Source organism: Alkalihalophilus pseudofirmus OF4 (assembly GCF_000005825.2).
Classification (GTDB): Bacteria; Bacillota; Bacilli; order Bacillales; family Bacillaceae_D; genus Alkalihalophilus; species Alkalihalophilus pseudofirmus.
Genome location: NC_013791.2, coordinates 1,336,793 through 1,357,531, shown reverse-complemented (window position 1 = coordinate 1,357,531; position 20,739 = coordinate 1,336,793). Strand labels below are relative to the sequence as shown.

Sequence of the window (20,739 nt, the reverse complement as noted above, 5' to 3'; positions counted from 1 at the left end):
AGATTCCTTTTTACACTCGATCTAGAGCTTCATTAATTGGTGTATCACCATTTAAAATTTCAAACGTTTTACCATAGGTATTCACCCGATCTACAACCTCAGCTAAAACCTTAGCAACATCCGCTCTAGTGATCGTGGTATCGCGCACTTCAATTTCCTGCTCTAGTTTAATTTTTCCAAGAGCCTCATCATCTGTGAGAGTGCCTGGTCGTACGATTGTATAATTTAAACCTGATTGTTTTAGATGATCGTCTGCTATTTTTTTAGCAACAAGGTAATGTTTGATGCGATCACTCTTATCAGGATCAACAGTCCCCATTGAGCTAAGCAGAACAAAGCGGTCGACCTTATGTTTTTTCGCAGCATCTACTGCTTTCATCGCACCCCACATGTCAATTAAAATCGTTTTATCTGCCCCGGTATGACCTCCGGAACCAGCTGCAAAGATGACAGCATCTATCCCGTCAAAGGCATGATCGATATTTTCCTCTAAATCAGCAATGACCACTCTGTCTGCGCCTGCATCCATAAGTGATTCTGTCTGTTTGTCATCTCTAATCATCGCTACTGCCTTATGATCACTTTTGCTTAATTCTTTAATAGCTTGCTTTGCTACATTTCCATTTGCTCCAACTACTAGTATATTCATTTCATTCACTCCTTTTACTATCTCAATAAATCTTTTCCCTAATTCAGTTTTTCATAAACATCAGAAATAAGCATTAAAGCATTTACGAACGACAAGGAAGTTAGTATGATAAAAATAGTAAAATCAACCAAAGGAGCTTTAATCTATGATGTTGTCTGATTGTTCTTTTATTCATACAGAAAATGAGCTTGTAAATATGCTTGGGGAGCCTAGTCTTTTAGCTCAGCGAAAAGTTATTGATCACATTGATCGACATGTGAGCGAGTTTCTTTCTAAATCTCCCTTTGTTGTAATATCTACAGCTAATGCAGCTGGTTTATGTGACGCATCACCACGAGGAGATGCTCCGGGCTTTGTATCCATCCTTGATTCAAAAACATTGATTATTCCTGAGAGACCAGGCAATAAGCGGCTTGATTCCATCAAAAACATTCTTCAGAACTCTCAGATAGGCTTGTTATGTATCATTCCTGGACTTAATGAAACTCTACGAATCAACGGGAAGGCTAGAGTAACGAATGATCAAAATTTATTAGAATCAATGAGTGTAAAAGGGAAAATCCCCATTTTAGGAATAGTCGTTGAGGTAGAAGAGTGCTTCATACACTGTGCCAAAGCTTTTATTCGTTCAAACTTATGGGATTCAACTTCGTATGATAGTGAACTTCCAAATCCAGCCTCTATTTTATCAAGTCATGCAAAGACATTGAAGCGTGACACAGAAACAATTCAGCAGCAGCTTGAAGAAAGCTACACGCAGCGCCTCTATTAAAAAAAGAAAAGGGGACAAAGTATTTAATGAGTCTTGCAAACAATAACCCCAAAGAAGTAAAGTTTATTCAACACTCCGCTTCCTACTATGCTTCAGATGAATTGGCATTTTGTTCGCTCTCAGTTAAATACTTCCGTCCCAGCTTTTTTATTTTACTTCCTCTTTTCGATCATATACTGGCACCCATCCTTCTTTTGTTTTAAAAATGCGAATGGCTACGACTTGACGATCTTCTTGCAGCGTGAAATAGTGACGATAATTTTCAGGTACAGAAATTAAATCGCCCGGTTCTAACTCTACATCAAAGAAACGGCCATCTTTCCCCTCAATAGCAAATATCCCATGTCCGCTCACAATATATCGCACTTCGTCATCAGTATGATGGTGTTCTTGCTTAAAGTTTTTAAGTAAATCTTCAAGCTTGGGCGTAGCAGAAGACAATGAAATTACATCTGCAGTTAGATAGCCTCTTCTCTCTGAAATATCAGCAATTTCATTTGCATAAACTTCTAGAATTTTTTCTTTCTCAACCTCTGATAATGTATACTTTTCAACTAAGGGAGACGGTAGTTTATCTGTTGACCAGTTTTCATAGATAACACCTTGATCATTTAAATATGTTTCTACCTTTCCTCCTTCTAGTCTCTCGTTCGTATCATGAAATCTCAATGTTGCCATAGTTCATTCCTCCCTTAATCGCTTGTACTTGTTGTGTGAGAAGCAGCTGCTTCACATGAAAGCTGAACAAAAATTCAAGTGCTTCCAGATGCTTTTTAGCTTCTAGGCCGTCACGCCCCCAGACAGTGATTCCGTGATTTCTAATTAAAACAGCTTTCGTTTCTGGTTTAATAACATCAGCAACAACTTGGCTAAGTGTAGGGATATCTGCACAATTACGAACAATAGGGATCGTTAATTCCCCGTCCTCTTCCCAAATATTGAATGCTTTAATTAGTTCATTGCCTCTAAACGTTACGGCTCCTGTATCACCGTACATATTTGAAATTAAATTATTATCAACTGTATGCACATGCAGCGAGCAGCCAGCGTTCGTTAACCGGTATACTTGTGCATGAAGGAGCGTTTCTGCAGAAGGTTTTAAGGATGTTTGTTCGATAGATTGACCCCATTGATCCACTAACAAAAAATCTTTTTCCGTTCGTTTACGCTTATCTACTCCGCTAGCTGTCACATAAAAAGATAATGGCTCATTATTTACCTTTATAGAAAGGTTGCCGCTTGTTCCAGGAAACCAATCACGAGCAGCTAATTCATCTTTAATATCAGCTAATTCGTTCCACTCATCTATCGACAAACTAACTTCCTCCCTTCTAAGTAATTCATAATCTGATGAAAATCTTCAAAAGGCTGATAGGTAATATTTAATTCCTCGCATTTTTCTTTTAGATAGCCTCGCGCAAAAACTAAGTCTGCTAACTTTGCTGCTTCAAGATCAGTTATTGAATCGCCAATGACAATACGCTCATGCAATGTCTCATCGAATGATCGTATAATACTTGGTTTGCAGCAGCCGCACCCATTAGTGCAATGCGTATCACAAGAATACGGCCATTTAATCAGGATTTTCTCACCTGAAAAATCGGCTTTATTACAATAGATCTGCTCTAGTGGCACATCAAATTCTGCAAGCATTGGATAAACAAAAAAATCAATGCCTCCGCTCACTACGTAAAATGGGATATCATTGTCATTCGCATAAGTTAACAGCGAAGCAAAACCCTCCCGATAGTGTGCGTTCTCCCTGAGAAATTCAAGCATGTCTTGCTTTTTAGAAGAGGGAATATAGGAGAATAATTTCCCGACCCCTTCTTGTATCGTAATGGTTTGATTTAAAATCTGATCTTTGATCTCTTCCCATTCAGGAGGGGCAAACTGCTTCATTAGAGCAATAATGTTGTCTGATTCTGTAATGGTCCCGTCAAAGTCACAGAAAATAATCGGTTTCTTCATACTTTTACGAGCCCCCACGTATCTAGTGCCTTTCTCAAGTTTAAACTTGATTCAGCCTTCTCTTCTAACGTCCGGCCAGAAAGAACACCATCTATAGCTTCTCTAAAAGCCGCACCGCCTGCGCTCGCTCCATCTGGATGACCATGAATGCCTCCGCCTGCATTAATGACAGTATCAATTCCAAAATCTTCAATTAATTGCGCTGTCATACCTGGGTGAATGCCTGCTGATGGGACAGGAAATGCTTGCGCGTATGGCTCATCTGCTGTTCGCAAAGCTTGAGCGATTTGTAATGTTTCTTGTTTAGGCATCGCTACACTGCCATAAGGTGACGGAAATAAGACTAGGTCTGCACCAGCCATACGTAGTAATTTCCCTAAAAGTAATGGATTGCTCACCCCGTATCTAGTAGAAGAGGTTATAGCCCCTGAAAAGGCTGGATGTGCTAAGATCGGCACATCAATTTCCGGGTCTTCTCTTAACCCTTGAAGAACATCGAGTCCATATGTAAATACGTTAAACAGTAAGGCCGGTGCTCCGAGTTCAATCGCTGTTTTTGCCCGCTCTTTCAACTCAAATGTCTTTCCTGTTAAATTCACAGCATATAAAGGTCGATTTCCAGTTTCTTCTGCTGCTTCAGCAATCGCTGCAAGCCCAACCGGAACTCTTTGTTCAAGGGGAGTTAATTCATTTTCAAATAGAATTTCATCGTCTTTCACTAAATCAACCCCGCCTAACGCTTGATGAAGCATTTGCTCATGAAGCGAGTCGAGTGACCTTCCAATAGCTGCCTTAAATATACTCATCACCAATGGACGATCATAAGCACCTGTTAATTCTCTCACCCCTTGAATACCAAAACGCGGTCCTTTGAAATGGCGTTGAATTTCATTGCTGAAATGTAGATCGATCAGTTTGATTGAGCCGTCTAAAGATAGTTTGCCAAAGGTCGTTGTTAAAATAGCCGGCAGATCAAAGCTGTAGTTAGCAGCAGGAAAAGAAATACTAATTAACCCTCTTCTGACCCCATCTGCTGATTCCTCTATTTCCCTCACTTCAACAACCTCACCTTTATGAGCAAGCAGTTGTGCTTTTTCAAGTTCTGGCAGATCGGTCCACGAACCAACCGTTAGTCCTATTGCAATTTTTTCTGCTTTTTTTTCAAATTCACCATTTTTATCATGAACTAAATACTGAGCGATAACTGTCATTTTTAGACCTCCTGCATGAATAGTAAACAAAAAAACCTCTTCCTAAAGAGGGAGAGGTTTGTATAGTTTAAACTCCCTCTTATCTATCAGCTAATAATCGCTGCAAGAATTAGCACCGTGTTTTTCAAACCGGTTGCCGGGCTTCACTGGGCTTGTCCCTCCGCCTGCTCTTGATAAGAGATTTGTATAAAATTCTAATTAAACTCACTTAAATCTAAAAATTTCCAGAAGAATAAACTGAACAATCAATTTATTGTTACTATCATGACAGGTACTAACTTAACTTGTCAATAATTATTTTAATCAGATTTGAAAATTATTTATTTCAAAAAAATATTGACGAATTGCAGATACTTGTTTTATAGTTTTCATCAAGTGATCTTACATTTTTCCAAAAACTTCATATTCCACTCTTATTACGAGTAGGCTGAGGGAATTGGCCCTATGACGCCCAGCAACCGACCTTTCTTTTATAATTGATGATTTAAACTAATCAATGGCACGGTGCTACATCCAACAGACTTTGTCTGAGAGATAAGAGAGATGCGATCATACATCCACCTCTTTTCGATCAGAAAAGAGGTTTTTTATTTTTATTATTTTAGGAGATGATCTAATGAGTACAAGCATTGCCACGACAAGTTATGAACCATTAACAGAAGAAACGGCTATCGCCTACATCGAAAAGCTTAATCAAAAGCTCGGCCTCTTCCCTGCACCTTCTCTTCTTCTATGCAAAGAGATTGGTGATGGTAATCTTAATTATGTATTTCACTTGAGCGACTCACTAAGCGGACAATCTCTCATTATCAAACAAGCACTACCTTATGCAAAAGTGGTAGGGGAAAGCTGGCCCCTCACTTTAAGACGAGCAAAAATTGAAGCAGAAGCCTTGCAAAAAGCTGCAGAAACTGTCCCATCATTGGTTCCTAACGTGATACATACTGATGATGACTTAGCTATCACTATCATGGAAGATTTATCTGACTATACTATTTTAAGAAAAGGACTAATTGATGGTGAGACCTACCCTAATCTTGGCAGGCATATTGGGATATATCTAGCAAAAACGATCTTTCATTCCTCTCCTTTTGGTGAAAGCCAGCAGGAGATAAAAGAAATCTCAGTTAGATTTACAAATCCTGAGCTTTGTAAAATCACAGAAGATCTCGTGTTCACAGATCCTTTCTTTGATCATGATACAAATGACTTCGAAGATCATTTGAAAGATACTGTGAATGAACTATGGAAAAACGAAGAGCTTAAGCTAGAAGCTGCCAAACTCAAATATACATTTCTTACAAAATCAGAAGCTCTCATTCACGGGGATCTCCACACAGGGAGTGTGTTTGTTACTGCAGAAGAAACAAAAGTGATTGATCCGGAATTTGCATTTTATGGTCCTGCTGGTTTTGATTTAGGTTTATTTATTGCTAATATACTATTAAATACCATCTCAAAAACGGCTATAGATGAACAGCAGCATTCTGACCTGTATCAAACCATCACCGAAACAGTAGAGGTATTTAAAGAAGAATATAAAAAGCTATGTCAAAACCACCATGTAGAAGCTTTTATACAAACAGAAGGCTACGTCGATTATATGCTAGCTACCATTTTTGAAGATGCTGTTGGCTTTGCTGGCTGTGAATTAATTAGAAGGATTATTGGACTTGCTCATGTGGCTGATATTGATAACATTTCAGATTGTCAAAAGCGTTTATGCGCTCAGAAAAATGCGTTGGAATTAGGAAGCACCTTTATCCTAAAAAGACGAAATTTTCGTACGATTCATCAATTAATTCAAGAAACAAAGGATGTGTTAAAATGACCATTCAATCTGTTGAGTGGAATCAAGAAACAAACGTACTCCGTATCCTAGACCAAAGACAATTACCTCATAAAGTGATCTTTATAGATGCCGTTTCCATTGAGGAAGTTTGGGAGGCCATCACGTTTCTTAAAGTAAGAGGTGCACCTGCGATTGGTATTGCCGCAGCTTTTGGACTTATTTTATGGAGCGAAGGAAAGCAATCTAATCAACTTGAACTCTTTTTAAATGAGCTTCAGGCCAAACGAGATTATCTTGCCACAAGCCGCCCTACTGCTGTTAATTTATTCTGGGCCACAGACCGAGTGATTGAAGCAGCTATTCAAGCTAAAAGTGTCGAGGAAGCTAAAGAGCGGTGTGTATTAGAGGCACTAGCGATCCAAGAGGAAGATAGGAATACGTGTAGAAAAATTGGAGAATTTGGTCTAGAGCTCTTGGAAGATGGAGATACAGTACTAACGATCTGTAACGCTGGAGGGATCGCAACGGCGCAATACGGTACAGCTCTGGCTCCCTTTTATCTCGCAAAAGAAAGTGATATAGAATTAAAAGCTTATGCGTGTGAGACAAGACCCGTTTTACAAGGTGCAAGACTAACTGCTTGGGAGTTGCAGCAGCTAGGTATTGACGTAACCTTAATTACTGACAGTATGGCTGCTCATGTATTAAAAACAAAAAACATTACTGCGGTGATTGTTGGAGCGGACCGAATCGCCGCTAATGGAGATACTGCAAATAAGATAGGTACATACGGTCTTGCCATCTTGGCTAAAGCTCATGATATTCCTTTTTATGTAGCAGCACCTTATTCAACCATTGACCTTAACACTGTATCCGGGGAAGATATACCTATTGAAGAACGAGCTGCTGAGGAAGTGACTCACCTTCAAGGTGTGGCGCTTGCACCTGATGGCACCAAGGTATTTAACCCTGCTTTTGATGTTGTACCTAATGAGCTTATTAGCGGAATTATTACCGAAAAAGGACTTATTAGAGGAGATTTTAAAGATCGATTGCAAGCACTCCAAAACGAATCCGTCCATGTATAGAACGTAAAGAAGCGTAGTGCAATCACTACGCTTCTTCTCACCCTTTCATTAACACTTCTGCTTTTATGGAATCCAAGAGTTCCTCTTCATGAAAATCTGTGCCAATCAAAATGATAACAGGTTCATCTTCCCTTTCAGCAGGCGTTAACTGCAAAGTCTTGGATGCATATTGAAAGTGAAAGAGTCTTGGTGTTTCAGTTAAGCGAACCACTCCTTTAGCTCGAATGATCAGCTCATCATTTTTCTTCAGCCACTTCTCAAAAGCTACCCTCTCTATATTCGGCACATCTTTTACTCGAACAGCTTGGAAAGTATGTTGATGGTGATGGTGATGGTTGTTTTGACTTTTTTCAGACTCCTCTAATTCCCACTTAAATCTTGAGGCGAACAACTCAGTATGAGCTACATTTCCCATCTCAGTTTCAATAATAGGAGTGTTTTTCTGCTTCAAAACTTCCACTTTCTTTTTAACTTTGTTAAGCGTACGGCCGTCTGTTAAATCCATCTTATTAAATAAGAGTAATGAGGCAAACTCAACCTGTTGATTTAATAACTGTCTTACTTCTTTAGAACTTTGAAACCGGCTTTGATACTCGAGAAATTTACTAGTATCTAATACACTTATAATCGACTGTAATTGAACGGCCTCAACTAAATGTGGGTGTGTGAGTGCTTCCATTATTTCTTGGGGATTAGCAATGCCTGTCCCTTCTATAAATAATATATCTCCTGGATCGTCTGAGCGTAAAAGCTCCTCTAGTTCGGTTCTCATATCTTCTTGAATCGTACAGCAAATGCATCCATTCAATAATTCAACCATTTCAACATCAGTAAATAAATGACGTTCTACATTCGTTTCACCTAGCTCATTCAAGACAATAATTGGTCTTAAGCCGTCATCTTTAGCTGATTGGATCATACGCTGCAGGACAGTGGTTTTTCCGCTGCCAAGGAATCCCGTTAACACATATGCAGGAATTTGTTTCATTGACCTGTCTCCTTCTCTCCTTTTCTACAAAAATATCATAAATCACCTCACAAATCAAAATCATTCTTATTTACACAAAGAAAAAAACATAAGGTTCCCCTTACGTCTTCCTCTATCATTTATATTATGCACTCATTTTCTTCTTCAAGAATTTTTCTTTACGCTTTTTCATCGCTTTTGTAATGTAACCGCCTTTAAAATTACGCGGTTCAAAGGAAACGATAAACGCACTTGGCTCATAAGCATTTACAATTTCAATAAACTCTCGCTCACGATCTCTCCGAGCTGTGCAATCTAGTCTAAAACGAGAAGAATTCATTCCTTCTACTTCAGCAGTCGAAACACTGAATCCTACCTCTCTTAAACGATTTGTTAATTCCTCATTACGCTGCATAATGTTGACTTCAATTGTTACATAACCAATCGCGAGCTTTTGTTCAATAATTGCTCCGATATAAAGTCCAACACCAAAGCCCAATGCATACGAAGCCATATTTAAATAGTTGGATAGATCACTGAACACGAGTCCAAGTGCTCCAACATAAATAATCCCCTCAAGTATACCCATAGCAGCAGCTTTCTCTTTCATCCCCTTAACCATCATAATCGTACGTAAGGTTAAGACTGGTACAAATAAAAGCTGGGCAACAAAAATAATTAAAGCCTGAACCATATTCAATCACCTTCCTTTACTATTATCCATCAGGCAACTCCCGTAGTTTAACAGGAAAACCACCATGAATCTACCACTTTTTTTCTACTTCTTTCGATATTTTTTCAATTTTATTACGAATGCAACGGTTTCCCCTGTTGTGAAGCTGTTTGTGATAAACTAGCTAGGGAACTTTTTTCTAGCAAAGTTATTCTATTTCTACTAAAGCCAAAGTCACTTACATAAGAATAAATAGAACCATCTAATAAAGGAGTCGATTTAAAAGAAATGAAAGCAGGTAAAAAATTAATAGGTTTTGGGAAAGACATGATCGGCTTTGTCTTGCTGCTGTTGTTCTTAATTTTATTTTTCAATATTGAATCATTTAAAAATACGGAAGCCTCTATCGCTGTCCCTGATACATGGTTAACGGTTAATACAATCTTCTTAAGTATAGTAATTGAAGCGGTACCCTTTATTTTACTTGGAGTCTTCGTGTCTGCTTTAATTCAAATCTATGTAAAAGAAGAATGGATTCATCGTTACCTTCCGAAAAATGCTTATGCAGCCCTTCTGCCCGCTGCCTTTTTAGGAGCGATCTTCCCTATTTGTGAATGTGCCATCGTTCCTATCGTCAGACGACTCATCAAAAAAGGAATGCCCCTGCATGTGGGTGTGGTCTTTCTAGTCGGGGCACCAATCTTAAATCCGGTTGTAGCTGCATCGACTTATTATGCCTTTAGAACAGATTTAACTGTTTTATATGCAAGAATGGGACTAGCGTTCATACTTGCTATAATTATCGGAGGCATCTTGTATATCATCTTCAAAAATAGTGATCAGCTAAAGTTATCTAAAGAAGAGCTAGTAGGCATTACCCCTGTTACTATTGAAAGCCCTGGGCGCAAGATGAATCGGTTTAAACAAACCCTCTATCACGCTTCAGACGAATTTTTCTTAATGGGAAAATATCTGATTCTTGGGGCATTTATTGCCTCGTTATTTCAAACGTTCCTAGATCGTGAGCTTCTTCTTACAATTGGAAGCAACGAATGGTCTTCAACGGCTGTAATGATGGCTTTCGCCTTCTTGCTTTCATTATGCTCTGAGGCAGATGCTTTTGTAGCTTCATCATTTGGAAATACATTTACTACTGGATCACTTATAGCCTTTTTAGTATACGGACCTATGTTGGACCTAAAAAATACAATTATGTTATTTGCGTTCTTTAAAGCTCGCTTTGTTGTTACATTTATGATCGTTGTTACAGTGGCTGTTTTTGCGGCAGTGATGACTCTTCAGTTATTCATATTGTAAAAAGTACTCAGTTTTTAAAATAAATGAGGTGAAAGGATTTGAAGAAAGAAACAGACTTAGGATTTCATGCCTATATTCGAGGAATTATTTTAATCGGTTTTGCTTTATTAATATTGGCATTTATCATTACTGGCAACATACGTTACTATATTGCCGTAAATATGATGCCGTTTATCTACTTTGCTACGGGCGTTTTTCTCTTGCTCGGTGTCGTTCAGATTATAAGAAGCACATCAAAAGGCCAAGAGGAAGAGCTGTTATGCGATTGCGGAACCGACCACAGTATGGAAGGTTCTCCTGTTACTAAATTACTTATTTACTCTATTTTCATTGCACCTATTGTTTTAGGGTTTGTGCTGCCGGATAAAGTATTAGACTCAACTGTCGCGCAAAACCGAGGGATCCAATACGGTTCAGGCATTCTAACAAAACCAACAGCTCAAGTGTCAGAAGAAGGATCACAGACTTCTCGAGCTGAAGCCTATTTAAATGATCCTGATGGTTATATGGAAAGTCTCGAGTCAGAAACAAGCTCCAGTGACGAATTCAGCACAGAAGAATTTTATACTGAGGAAGGGTTTAACTCCTATTACGACGAAATGGCACAAGAGTTACTTGCAGAAGAACGGATTGTAGTTACAGAAGAAAATTATTTAGATATTATGACTGTCCTAGATTTACACTTAGACCGCTTTGTCGGGAAAGAAATTCATATAGTAGGATTTGTGTACAGGGAACCTGATTTTGATGATAATCAATTAGTCGTTGCCCGGTTTGGAATGACTTGCTGTGTTGCCGATGCATCGGTTTATGGAACGATGATTGAAACGACTGAAGCAACTGCATTTGAAAACGATACATGGGTCAACGTAGTAGGTACGATTGACAAAACAATGTACAATGATTTTCACATACCTTTAATCCAGCTCGATACGATTAACGAAGTTCCAGAACCAGACACTCCATATGTCTTCCCAAGCTTTGGGATCTAACAAAAAAGGCAGCTCTTATGAGCCGCCTTTTTTGTTTCTTTATTTACATTTTAACCGTACGATCTTGTTCTTCTTTCTCTCCTAATGCTCTCCAACCTTCAATGGCTAGGAAGATACATAGAATAAATAAGATGAATGCTGAAACAAATAACAGCCAATTGCTTGCGATAAAGTTGTTATACATTAATACCCCAAGTGCTGCTACTGTGACAAAGAACATGAAGTACATCGGTATAACGACATAGAAGGTACGAGCTCCAGTCTTTTTAAGCCAGACAGCTACTGCAAGCAGAGCAAGCGCACCAAGCATTTGATTAGCTGAGCCGAACAGCGGCCAAATTTGACTCCACGTTCCTGATAGAGCTAGTGCAGCTGCAAAGACAAGACCAGATGCTGTAGCCACATGTGAATTTTGGAACGCTTTTGGCGCACGGTCTTCAGTGATTTCTTGGACTGCATAGCGCATAAGGCGCGTAGCAGAATCTAGTGTTGTTAGTAAGAAAGCAGATGCAGTCAGGGCAGCAAATGTAACGGCAACCGTTTCGCTGATTCCCCAAAATGACATGAAGTATCCGATACCCGCAGCAAATGTTCCAATCGGTCCGCCTAATGCATCCATTCTTGCTGCAAAGTCTGCTTGTGATAAATAAGCAACAGAGCCAATAGCAATAATCGCTAAGAAACCTTCAAGGAGCATACCGCCGTAAGCAATAAATTTACCATTTTTCTCATTATCAAGCTGTTTTGCCGTTGTACCTGATGATACTAATGAATGGAAACCTGAAATAGCTCCACATGCAATCGTAATAAACAAGATTGGGAATAAAAAGCCCATCGTCTCATGACGGAAACCAGTGTAAGCTGGTAATTGAATAGATGGAGCGGCAATTAAGATCCCCACTACTGCTCCAATAATTAACCCATATAATAAGAAGGCATTTAAATAATCACGCGGCTGAAGAAGCAGCCATACAGGCATAACAGAAGCTGCATAAGCATAGCCTAGTAAAATGAGCGACCATGTCGGTGCACTTAAATGGATTGGGAAGTTAATTCCTACCCAAATCGATAATAACATGGCAATAACACCAAACACGCTTGCAATCGCTAAATTGACACGAAGCTGGTTTACAAAGAATCCAAAAATAATAGCAACACCTAAAAATAAAATCGACGCTGTAGCAGCTTCAGGAACGGATACAAACGTATTTGCTACAAGAATCATAAATACACCGACAACTAAAATTAATGTAGCAATAGAGAATGTAAGAAATAATACCTGACCTCGTCCACCCATATATTCTTTAATCACCGCACCAATTGACTTTGCTTTATGGCGGATAGAAGCTTGAAGTGAAGTATAATCATGTACCCCGCCAATGAAAATACTACCAATGATAATCCATAATACCGCAGGCAGCCAGCCAAATGCTACTGCTGTAATAGGGCCTGTAATCGGACCTCCACCAGCAATGGTTGCAAAGTGATGTCCTAGCAATACCGGCTTCTTTGCAGGAACATATTCTACCCCGTCATTTACTTCTACTGCTGGAGTGACACGGTTTGGATCCACTTTTAATTCTTTTTCTAGAAAACGACCATAAATACGATAAGCAAGTAAGAAAATGACCCCTGAGATCATCATTAATGTTAAAAAGTTCATACCCTAGCTTCCCCCTTCAATAAGGCATCCTGAAATCCCTTTACAAATTCTCTCCCTTTGTTGTTTACGAATACTTTTCTCTCTGTAAGGTCAACAATCGCAATGTAGCGATCTGCCCAGCCATGTAAACCAAACTTTAAAAACTGCAGCTTCCGTGCCTTCCTCACCTCCTTCAAAACAGCTTTATCTATTGGTTGATTGGTTACAATAAATCCAATAAAAAATGTCGACATATGTTCACGTTTAGATGGTACAAATTCTTTGATTCTAGCATCAATATCTTTGGCGAACTTCTTTATATCTGTTGGAGTGATGGCTTGTTCTTGATGTTTGACAAATGCATATTGCTGATTTTCAACACTCCATACCTTAATTGACTTACTCATTAGATATTTCTCATCACGCCTTTTAAATTCAGCATAAAAATCAAGCAGTGTATCGCCTATTCTTTCCTCCCGGTACACATTAAACTGCATCGTATATTGATTAGCCATATCATTAATAAATTCTTTCATTTCCTTTGTGCTGACTTTAGTCTTGTTCATTCCCTTCACCTTACTCCCCTTTAAAATCTCTCGAGTCCTGTTGCTTGTAGTTGTTTGATCCAGCCGAATGTAGATAGATCAATTTTTAAACCTGTATCTTTTAGAGGAAGGTTCGGTTCAATTAACAACTCAATTTCATTATGCTGAATTTTCTGAAACTTATTTCTATCAAAAGGTGCCTTATAAGATAAAATAAGTTCAGTAATCCCCCCTGTACAGCAGGAAGAATTTCCGTGAAATAATGAAATGCTTACTGTACCTCCGTGCTTTTTTATAAAGTCATAGGCACGTTTTGAAATGGTGATAGGAATGTTCGAATCTTTCATGTAGATCCCCCCATTATCAGTGTACCTTCTAAAACACTCATCTAATGAATGTTATTATTTAATCCTTAATAGTATTAACAATTTTCGAACTTTTCTACCAACTATTTATCATTATACAAAAATAGAAATAGAAAACAAGAGTAAGTTCACTAATTTGTTCGATTTTCTAACAATTCCATTAAATTATATGTTTCTAGAGTACATTTCGTATAAAAAGAGCTGTTCTAGGTTGAACAGCTCCTTCTTTTGTCTTATAAAATTAGGTCAGCCAACGCTACGATCGGCTTATTTCCCATAAAAATACATTAAGATTACCTGACACACACTCTACTTTTGTAATGTAGCTTTCACTTCATCAAGCGTAGGAAGGGCAGTCATTGCCCCTCTTGTAGAAGCCGCAAGCGCCCCTGATACCGAAGCAAACTCAACAATTTCCTTCCACTGATCAAGAGCAATCTCTCCTAGAGCCGTATTTCTTTCGCTCAGTTGATATAAGATTCCTGAAACAAAAGCATCCCCTGCTCCTGTAGTGTCAACTGTTTCAACTTTCATTGCCGGCACATGAATCGTTTCATTATCAACATGTACATAACTCCCCTTGCTGCCATAAGTAACAAGCAACACTGGAATGTTGTACTTTGAAAGCTTTTTTATACCTGCTTCAAGTTCTATTTCACCAGTCAAAAATGTAAGTTCCTCGTCTGAGATTTTCACAATGCTTGCTTCTTTTAACATTGAACTAATCGTTTCTCTCGCGTCCTTTTCTGACGGCCATAACCCTAATCTTAAGTTAGGGTCATATGACACAATCATATTTTGCTCCTTAGCCATTTTTACTGCTTGTAGAGTAGCACTTCTGCTCGGCTCGGAAATCATTGAAATGGACCCATAATGAAGAACATTATGTCCTGTAAATAACTCGGAATCTAAGTTATCTATTGAAAGAAAACGATCTGCACTAGGATCAATATAAAAGCTGAAATTACGCTCACCCGATTCATCTAACGTTACAAAAACGACTCCAGTTCTTGCTTCCTCAGTTAAGATCATAGAAGTAACATCTACCCCGTGGCTTTGCAACGTTTCTTTGAGGAACTCTCCCAATACATCTTGCCCAACTTTACCAACAAAGGTGGATTTCGCACCTAATTTAGCTGCTGCAACAGCCACATTTGCCGGAGCACCGCCAGGACTTTTTTGATAAGTGATATTCTCTTTGTCTAATGGAATAAAATCAATTAATGCTTCACCTAAGGATATAATCCCTTTCATATTCAATCACACCTTATTTTTTCTTTAACTTCGTTCTTTTTTATCAATTCGTTGAATGTGTAATGTTAAATAAACAAGTTCTGATGAGGGAAGGTCCTGTTCCAAACGATCCTTTACATGATCTCTCAGCAGCAAGGCCGTTTGATAGGATCTGTTGTATTTCTCCTTTACAAGCGCATGCATGTCTGGGTCTACATCTTGAAACGGTTCATTTTCTACTACTCGTTTCAAAGCGAAATTTAAGTGAGTCATTAATCGTTGATATGATATCGAGTCTTCTTCAACTTTGACTTGCAGTGTATTTTCAATTAATGAAATGAGCTCATGAAGGATAACGGTTGTATTCATCACTTCATTCATGGTAGAGGCATTCATCTTGGCTGTATGAATGTGAAGAGCTAAATGTCCTGCTTCATCTTCCGGTAATCGAACACCCGTTTTTTCGAAAACCAAGTCGACAGCCCATTTACCAATTTCAAATTCAGCAGGGTACAGTGCTTTAATTTCGTGTAATAATTTATTATGTAGGCTGAATCCCTGTTTTATACGTTCAATGGCAAACGAAAGATGATCGGCTAAAGCCACATGAACATGCTCATTTAGACTGGCTTTTAACTTCTTCTCGGCATACGAAATGATTTGCTCAGCTAAAGAAATATGTGCTTCAGGCAGCATATTGAGCATTTGAGTAAATTTTTCATATTCATTCTTATCTTTCATGACAAACACTTTCTCAATTTTCTCAGGGTTAATTAAATCATTCTTCCGCTTACCAAAAGCTAATCCAGAGCCCATAACAATAATTTCTTCTTGCCCCTCTTTTACGACCACTACATTATTATTTAACACTTTATTAATCCTCATCATCATGCTCCCTAATTAATCCGCCATCAACAATATATCATCCGAATAACACCCTACCATTGTAACGAAATGAAACGAAAAGCGAAAGTGAATGCTTTGGCATTGCAGGTAAATGAGGAGAAGCAATATGAAGTCGCTTTTTGACTTTATTTGATTCACCGTTTTATCTAGCAGGCCAATGAACTGTAGCTAGACACGAAAAGCGAAAGTGAATGCTTTGGCATTGCAGGTAAATGAGGGGAGCAGATGTAAAAAAAGTGAAGCTGTTTGACGGCTTCACTTTTCTCATTCAACTATTAATTTAAGATTAGCCCTTCATCTTTAATGTAAGAAGAGGAGTTTCACCTGCAACCACATCGGTTGCTGTTTCTTTGATGACGCTATCTAGGTCGTCTTGATTTGTAACAACAATTGGCGTAATGATGCTTGCCGCTTTTTCTTTTACAAGTGCAAGGTCAAAGTCAACTAAAGGATCTCCTACTTTCACTTTATCTCCTTCTTTAACATGAGCTGTGAAACCTTCACCTTTCATATTGACCGTTTCAAGACCAATGTGAAGTAAGATCTCTGCTCCGCCTGGCGTTTTGATTCCAATCGCATGTTTTGTCGGGAAAACCTGCATGATTTCTCCTGATACAGGAGCAACAACTGTTCCATTAGCAGGTTCCACGGCAACACCGTCACCCATCATTTTCTCTGCAAAAGTTGGGTCTGGAACATTTTCAATAGCAACATATTTCCCCGTCATTGGAGAGTGAACAATTTCTTGAGTTGGTTGAACTGGTGCTGCTTCCTTCTTATCTAGTCCGAATAATTTTTTTAACATGTTAAATACACCTCTCAATTAATTTCATAATTACTAATTACATGACTGGAAATGATGCTTTTTTTCAGGAAATAGAAAAAGACCTAAAAAAACGCATAAAGATAGCTTAGTGCTCCCCATTCGTTTCTCAAGGTCTTGCCTGATCTAATCAGTTACAATCCTGCCATATTCATTTCGCTAACACATTTTAATATGAACAATAGACCTTGTCAAATGATCTCGCTTAGGGGAAGCGTTGTTTGTACTATTCCCTTGTTTACCATTTCTCAAACAAGAAAACATCTCATGCCTGGATTTATGATTTTCACCTAAAAAATGATGATTAGCCCAACCAATATCAGCTAATTGACATAGTATGTATGGAACAGAGCAGAAAGGAGTTGACAGCTATGGGTTACTCTTATCAAGGTGGGTTTACGTTAATTGTCGTATTATTCATCTTATTAGTCATTGTCGGTTCCGCTTACGTATGCTAATTAAACTTTAAGAACCCCCTCCTTATTGTGAACGCATATAACCCCCCAGTTTATAAACTGGGGGGTTAGTGGATTTACATAGTCGTTAAATTATGGAGTTATGCTATGGTTTTATACTATGGTTTTATACTATTGAATCGTCACATCACGGAGGTAATATAAGCTGCTTGGATGAATCCAAAAACCTTCTACCTCATCACGAAGACCAGCTAGATGCTCTGTATGATAAAGAGGCACTAGAGGAGCTTCTTCGATAATAATTTCCTGTGCACGTTTGTAAATGTTTAATCGCTCGCCCTCATCAGTTTCTTGGCGGCCTAATACAAGCAGCTCATCTACTTCATCATTTGCATAGAACGTACGGTTGCCAGTCATACCGAAGTTAGATGAATGAAACATCGGATAAAGTCCGTAATCAGCATCAGCTGTCACCGTTCCCCAAGCACCAATCATCATATCATGCTCTGCATTCGTGATACTGTCTAAAAATGCACCATATTCCATCGCACGAATATCAGCTCGGATCCCGATCTCAGCTAAGATTTATGTTCATTAAGGACCATCAATTAAAAGATTTTGAGCACTCTAAAAAACGAATGAATTTTCTAAATTTAAGTTTTTTATTCGTTTTTTTCAAAAAACTCTTTAAAAAATAGACATGATACTCTATACTAACCCCTATACACAAACAATATAAAACAAACTCGTATAATCGTGAGGATATGGCTCACAAGTTTCTACCAAGCTGCCGTAAATGGCTTGACTATGAGTGATGATGACAATCGGATCAAATAATAGTTCAATTGAACAGGTGTTTTATGTATATTACTGCTTATTTAGCAATATACATTGCCTAACTTTTCTTTTGACAAAAAACCCGAATGTCAAGGTATCACTTGTAGTCTACAGGTGCCTTGATATTCGGGTTTTTTCATTATTAAGGAGGGGATCGTATGCAAGAGCTAAAAAATGCAATACGAGAAAGAGGAAAAGTATTATCAAATGATGTGTTAAAGGTTGATACTTTTTTAAACCATCAAATTGACACGGAGCTAATGGCATTGGTCGGCAAGGAATTTGCTGCACGTTTTAAGAATGATGGGATTACTAAAGTTTTAACCATTGAATCATCAGGTATTGCACCAAGCTTTATGGCAGCAACAGAACTTCAAGCACCGTTGATCTTTGCCCGCAAGAAAAAGTCATTAACGTTAACGGATAACCTCCTTGTAAGCACGGTTTATTCTTTTACGAAACAAGAATCAAATGATATATCTGTCTCCAAGGATTTCATCCAAGGAGGAGATCGTGTGTTAATCATTGACGATTTCCTTGCTAATGGCCAGGCGGCATTTGGATTAATAGAGATCGTTGAACAAGCAGGTGCTAGTGTTGCAGGTATTGGAATTGTGATTGAAAAATCATTCCAAGAAGGAAGAAAAAATCTTGATGATGCTGGGTATCGCGTCGAATCGCTAGCACGCCTGCACGATTTAAATGAAGGTAAAATTACATTTGTTGATGAACTCGTTTCATCTCACTCATAAGGAGGCTGCATCATGACGACTAAACCTATTCATTATCCCCTTTATAAAAGAGAGGATACAGATGCATTTTTTGCCTTATTCCAAAATAACTTAGCAAACTTTGTGATTATAGCGGTCACTATGCTTGGTATGGGATTCCCTGCTAGTATTGTGTTTGGAAAAGTTATTCCTGGTGCTGCTGTTGCTGTTATGGCCGGAAATTTATATTATGCGTACATGGCAAAGCGCTTGGCCGTTAAAGAAAACCGAACTGATGTAACCGCCCTGTCTTATGGGATCAGCACTCCTGTTATGTTTGTCTTTTTATTTGGGGTTCTTGCGCCTGCTAACGCTCTTACAGGTGACCCTGAACTTGCTTGGAAAATTGCTGTTGCCGCAGCCTTTTTAAGTGGTTTGATTGAAGCTGTAGTCAGCTTATCTGGAAACTGGGTCCGTGACCACCTGCCGCGCGCAGCCATGTTAGGAGCTCTTGCGGGTGTGGCAATCACATTTATTGCTGGTGAAATGTTATTTAATACGTTCTCCATTCCGGTTGTAGGTCTTGTTGCATTAGCTATTATTTTAGTTGGTGTAGTTGGTAAAGTCGCAATGCCATTCAATATCCCTGCATCATTATTCGCCGTAATCATCGGTACTGCTCTAGCTTTTGCCTTAGGGTATCAATCTCCTGGAAGTATTGCTGAAGGTATCTCAAACATGGGATTTTACCCAATCGTCCCTTCACTAGCTGCATTTGAAGGAATGACTTATTTATTTGGAGCACTTATTGGATTACTTGCCGTATTACTGCCTATCACACTTTATAATGCGATTGAAACGATGAATAACGTCGATGCGATGGCAGCTGCAGGTGATTCTTATGATGTTCGTGAATGCCAAGCTGTGGACGGCACAGGGACGATGCTTGGTGCCATTTTTGGAGGATTGTTTCCTACAACTGTTTATATTGCAACAGTCGGCTCAAAACAAATGGGAGCCGGACGAGGGTACAGTATATTAAATGCCGTTGTTTTTGGTGCAGCAGCTGTAACAGGTGTGATTGCTGCATTAGCCGCGATCATTCCATTAGCTGCGATCGCACCAATTCTTGTATTTGTCGGCTTATCAATGGTCACAACAGCCTTTCAATCTAATGATAAGAAATACTATCCTGCTGTGGCGATCGCAATGCTGCCGTATTTCGCTAACTATGTTATGACACGATTTAATAACGGAGCAGGTGAAGTCGTTGCTGGGATTTCTGAGGGGATCGTTCCACTCGGACAAGGAGCTATGTTTACAGCTATTTTACTTGGGGCTATGACGGTTGCTATTATTGATCGGAATTTTAAACAAGCAACCATTTTCTCTCTGATTGCTGCCTTCTTATCTTTTGTCGGATTTATGCATGCACCGGCTCTTGCTGTTAATGCTGCCCCAGATTATGCTATAGGATATGTACTAGTTGCCGTTTTCTTTGTATATTGTGCGTATAAACAAGCATCGGCACAAGAAGTCACAGAGCCTGCTTTAACGAAAACAAAACAACAAGTAGCCTCTTAATAAAATGAAAGACGTATCCGCCGTTCAGTGCGGATACGTCTTTTTATTTTTCTGTGCTATCATTTTTTTTCTCAAGCTCAGCCAGTTTTGCAATTAGAATATGCTGAGGCATATGCATAATTTGTTCAATCGGCACATTCAATGATTTAGATAATTTCTGTGCAGTCTCGGCTGAAATTTGTAAAGGTCTCATGTCATCACTCCTCGTATTTATTAGTTTAGCGGATGTGACTCTATGATGGCAAC

Annotated in this window: 23 protein-coding genes and 3 riboswitches; of the genes, 8 read left to right on the top strand and 15 right to left on the bottom strand. The window is 38.8% G+C overall.

Features of this window, described 5'->3' with window-relative positions:
• Window positions 1-10: 10 nt before the first annotated feature.
• Window positions 11-649, bottom strand: a complete 639-nt coding sequence (locus BPOF4_RS06790; RefSeq protein ID WP_012958351.1) for an SDR family oxidoreductase — start codon at window positions 647-649, stop codon at window positions 11-13.
• A 145-nt stretch (window positions 650-794) separates the two neighbouring features.
• On the opposite strand from BPOF4_RS06790, the gene BPOF4_RS06785 reads away from it, so the two are divergent.
• Window positions 795-1,421 (top strand): MSMEG_1061 family FMN-dependent PPOX-type flavoprotein, encoded by a 627-nt coding sequence (locus tag BPOF4_RS06785; RefSeq protein ID WP_012958350.1) that lies wholly within the window; start codon window positions 795-797, stop codon window positions 1,419-1,421.
• Window positions 1,422-1,568: 147 nt separating this feature from the next.
• Here the strand turns inward: BPOF4_RS06785 and BPOF4_RS06780 are convergent, their stop codons facing one another.
• From BPOF4_RS06780 to BPOF4_RS06765, 4 genes are read right to left on the bottom strand one after another with little or no spacing between them, the layout of a single operon-like run.
• A complete protein-coding gene (locus BPOF4_RS06780; protein ID WP_012958349.1) occupies window positions 1,569-2,099 on the bottom strand; it encodes a 1,2-dihydroxy-3-keto-5-methylthiopentene dioxygenase in 531 nt (176 codons plus the stop codon).
• On the bottom strand, window positions 2,077-2,736 hold the full coding sequence (locus BPOF4_RS06775) for a methylthioribulose 1-phosphate dehydratase (protein WP_012958348.1): 660 nt from the start codon (window positions 2,734-2,736) through the stop codon (window positions 2,077-2,079). Before BPOF4_RS06775 ends, BPOF4_RS06780 begins: the two co-directional genes overlap by 23 nt.
• A complete protein-coding gene (locus tag BPOF4_RS06770) occupies window positions 2,727-3,392 on the bottom strand; it encodes a 2-hydroxy-3-keto-5-methylthiopentenyl-1-phosphate phosphatase (RefSeq protein ID WP_012958347.1) in 666 nt (221 codons plus the stop codon). Before BPOF4_RS06770 ends, BPOF4_RS06775 begins: the two co-directional genes overlap by 10 nt.
• Window positions 3,389-4,603: a 2,3-diketo-5-methylthiopentyl-1-phosphate enolase gene (locus BPOF4_RS06765; RefSeq protein ID WP_012958346.1), complete on the bottom strand. Its 1,215-nt coding sequence runs from the start codon at window positions 4,601-4,603 to the stop codon at window positions 3,389-3,391. Before BPOF4_RS06765 ends, BPOF4_RS06770 begins: the two co-directional genes overlap by 4 nt.
• Before the next feature lie 76 nt (window positions 4,604-4,679).
• Window positions 4,680-4,783: riboswitch (SAM riboswitch) on the bottom strand.
• A gap of 230 nt (window positions 4,784-5,013) precedes the next feature.
• Window positions 5,014-5,144, top strand: a riboswitch (SAM riboswitch).
• A gap of 75 nt (window positions 5,145-5,219) precedes the next feature.
• On the opposite strand from BPOF4_RS06765, the gene mtnK reads away from it, so the two are divergent.
• Both mtnK and mtnA read left to right on the top strand, forming a co-directional pair.
• Window positions 5,220-6,434 carry an S-methyl-5-thioribose kinase gene (mtnK, locus tag BPOF4_RS06760; RefSeq protein ID WP_012958345.1) on the top strand — a complete coding sequence of 405 codons (1,215 nt, stop codon included), beginning with the start codon at window positions 5,220-5,222 and terminating at the stop codon, window positions 6,432-6,434.
• Window positions 6,431-7,483 carry an S-methyl-5-thioribose-1-phosphate isomerase gene (gene mtnA, locus BPOF4_RS06755; RefSeq protein ID WP_012958344.1) on the top strand — a complete coding sequence of 351 codons (1,053 nt, stop codon included), beginning with the start codon at window positions 6,431-6,433 and terminating at the stop codon, window positions 7,481-7,483. The genes mtnK and mtnA overlap by 4 nt, the downstream gene beginning before the upstream one ends.
• 37 nt (window positions 7,484-7,520) lie before the next feature.
• On the opposite strand, the gene BPOF4_RS06750 is transcribed toward mtnA, so the two are convergent.
• Together BPOF4_RS06750 and BPOF4_RS06745 are read right to left on the bottom strand one after the other, a co-directional pair.
• A complete protein-coding gene (locus BPOF4_RS06750; protein WP_012958343.1) occupies window positions 7,521-8,471 on the bottom strand; it encodes a CobW family GTP-binding protein in 951 nt (316 codons plus the stop codon).
• A 124-nt stretch (window positions 8,472-8,595) separates the two neighbouring features.
• The gene (locus tag BPOF4_RS06745; RefSeq protein WP_012958342.1) at window positions 8,596-9,144 is read right to left on the bottom strand and encodes a DUF2179 domain-containing protein; all 549 of its coding nucleotides are present in this window, start codon (window positions 9,142-9,144) and stop codon (window positions 8,596-8,598) included.
• 267 nt (window positions 9,145-9,411) lie between these two features.
• On the opposite strand from BPOF4_RS06745, the gene BPOF4_RS06740 reads away from it, so the two are divergent.
• On the top strand, window positions 9,412-10,440 hold the full coding sequence (locus BPOF4_RS06740; protein ID WP_012958341.1) for a permease: 1,029 nt from the start codon (window positions 9,412-9,414) through the stop codon (window positions 10,438-10,440).
• A gap of 38 nt (window positions 10,441-10,478) precedes the next feature.
• Window positions 10,479-11,432: a TIGR03943 family putative permease subunit gene (locus BPOF4_RS06735; protein WP_012958340.1), complete on the top strand. Its 954-nt coding sequence runs from the start codon at window positions 10,479-10,481 to the stop codon at window positions 11,430-11,432.
• A gap of 43 nt (window positions 11,433-11,475) precedes the next feature.
• Here BPOF4_RS06735 and BPOF4_RS06730 read toward each other — a convergent pair whose 3' ends face one another.
• From BPOF4_RS06730 to BPOF4_RS06705, 6 genes are all read right to left on the bottom strand, one after another.
• Window positions 11,476-13,095, bottom strand: coding sequence for a carbon starvation CstA family protein (locus tag BPOF4_RS06730; protein WP_012958339.1), 1,620 nt, complete (start codon window positions 13,093-13,095; stop codon window positions 11,476-11,478).
• Entirely contained in the window at window positions 13,092-13,640 is a 549-nt protein-coding gene (locus BPOF4_RS06725; protein ID WP_012958338.1) for a DUF8052 family protein, read from the bottom strand. The genes BPOF4_RS06730 and BPOF4_RS06725 overlap by 4 nt, the downstream gene beginning before the upstream one ends.
• A 20-nt stretch (window positions 13,641-13,660) precedes the next feature.
• Window positions 13,661-13,966: a CC/Se motif family (seleno)protein gene (locus tag BPOF4_RS06720; protein WP_012958337.1), complete on the bottom strand. Its 306-nt coding sequence runs from the start codon at window positions 13,964-13,966 to the stop codon at window positions 13,661-13,663.
• Window positions 13,967-14,293: 327 nt separating this feature from the next.
• Complete coding sequence (locus BPOF4_RS06715; protein ID WP_012958336.1) at window positions 14,294-15,238, bottom strand: aminoimidazole riboside kinase; 945 nt, start codon at window positions 15,236-15,238, stop codon at window positions 14,294-14,296.
• A 24-nt stretch (window positions 15,239-15,262) separates the two neighbouring features.
• Window positions 15,263-16,102 carry a BglG family transcription antiterminator LicT gene (licT, locus tag BPOF4_RS06710; RefSeq protein WP_012958335.1) on the bottom strand — a complete coding sequence of 280 codons (840 nt, stop codon included), beginning with the start codon at window positions 16,100-16,102 and terminating at the stop codon, window positions 15,263-15,265.
• A gap of 307 nt (window positions 16,103-16,409) precedes the next feature.
• Complete coding sequence (locus BPOF4_RS06705) at window positions 16,410-16,928, bottom strand: PTS sugar transporter subunit IIA (RefSeq protein ID WP_012958334.1); 519 nt, start codon at window positions 16,926-16,928, stop codon at window positions 16,410-16,412.
• A 389-nt stretch (window positions 16,929-17,317) separates the two neighbouring features.
• Between BPOF4_RS06705 and BPOF4_RS21165 the strand changes: the two genes are divergently transcribed.
• Window positions 17,318-17,404: a YjcZ family sporulation protein gene (locus BPOF4_RS21165; RefSeq protein WP_049779878.1), complete on the top strand. Its 87-nt coding sequence runs from the start codon at window positions 17,318-17,320 to the stop codon at window positions 17,402-17,404.
• Window positions 17,405-17,533: 129 nt separating this feature from the next.
• Here the strand turns inward: BPOF4_RS21165 and BPOF4_RS06700 are convergent, their stop codons facing one another.
• A complete protein-coding gene (locus tag BPOF4_RS06700; RefSeq protein WP_327869773.1) occupies window positions 17,534-17,935 on the bottom strand; it encodes a periplasmic substrate-binding domain-containing protein in 402 nt (133 codons plus the stop codon).
• Between the two features lie 153 nt (window positions 17,936-18,088).
• A riboswitch (purine riboswitch) is annotated at window positions 18,089-18,190 on the top strand.
• Window positions 18,191-18,357: 167 nt separating this feature from the next.
• Between BPOF4_RS06700 and BPOF4_RS06695 the strand changes: the two genes are divergently transcribed.
• Entirely contained in the window at window positions 18,358-18,951 is a 594-nt protein-coding gene (locus BPOF4_RS06695) for a xanthine phosphoribosyltransferase (protein ID WP_012958332.1), read from the top strand.
• A gap of 12 nt (window positions 18,952-18,963) precedes the next feature.
• Window positions 18,964-20,493, top strand: coding sequence for an NCS2 family permease (locus BPOF4_RS06690; protein WP_012958331.1), 1,530 nt, complete (start codon window positions 18,964-18,966; stop codon window positions 20,491-20,493).
• A gap of 43 nt (window positions 20,494-20,536) precedes the next feature.
• Here the strand turns inward: BPOF4_RS06690 and BPOF4_RS21585 are convergent, their stop codons facing one another.
• Window positions 20,537-20,686 carry a YycC family protein gene (locus tag BPOF4_RS21585; RefSeq protein WP_012958330.1) on the bottom strand — a complete coding sequence of 50 codons (150 nt, stop codon included), beginning with the start codon at window positions 20,684-20,686 and terminating at the stop codon, window positions 20,537-20,539.
• Between the last annotated feature and the right edge of the window lie 53 nt (window positions 20,687-20,739).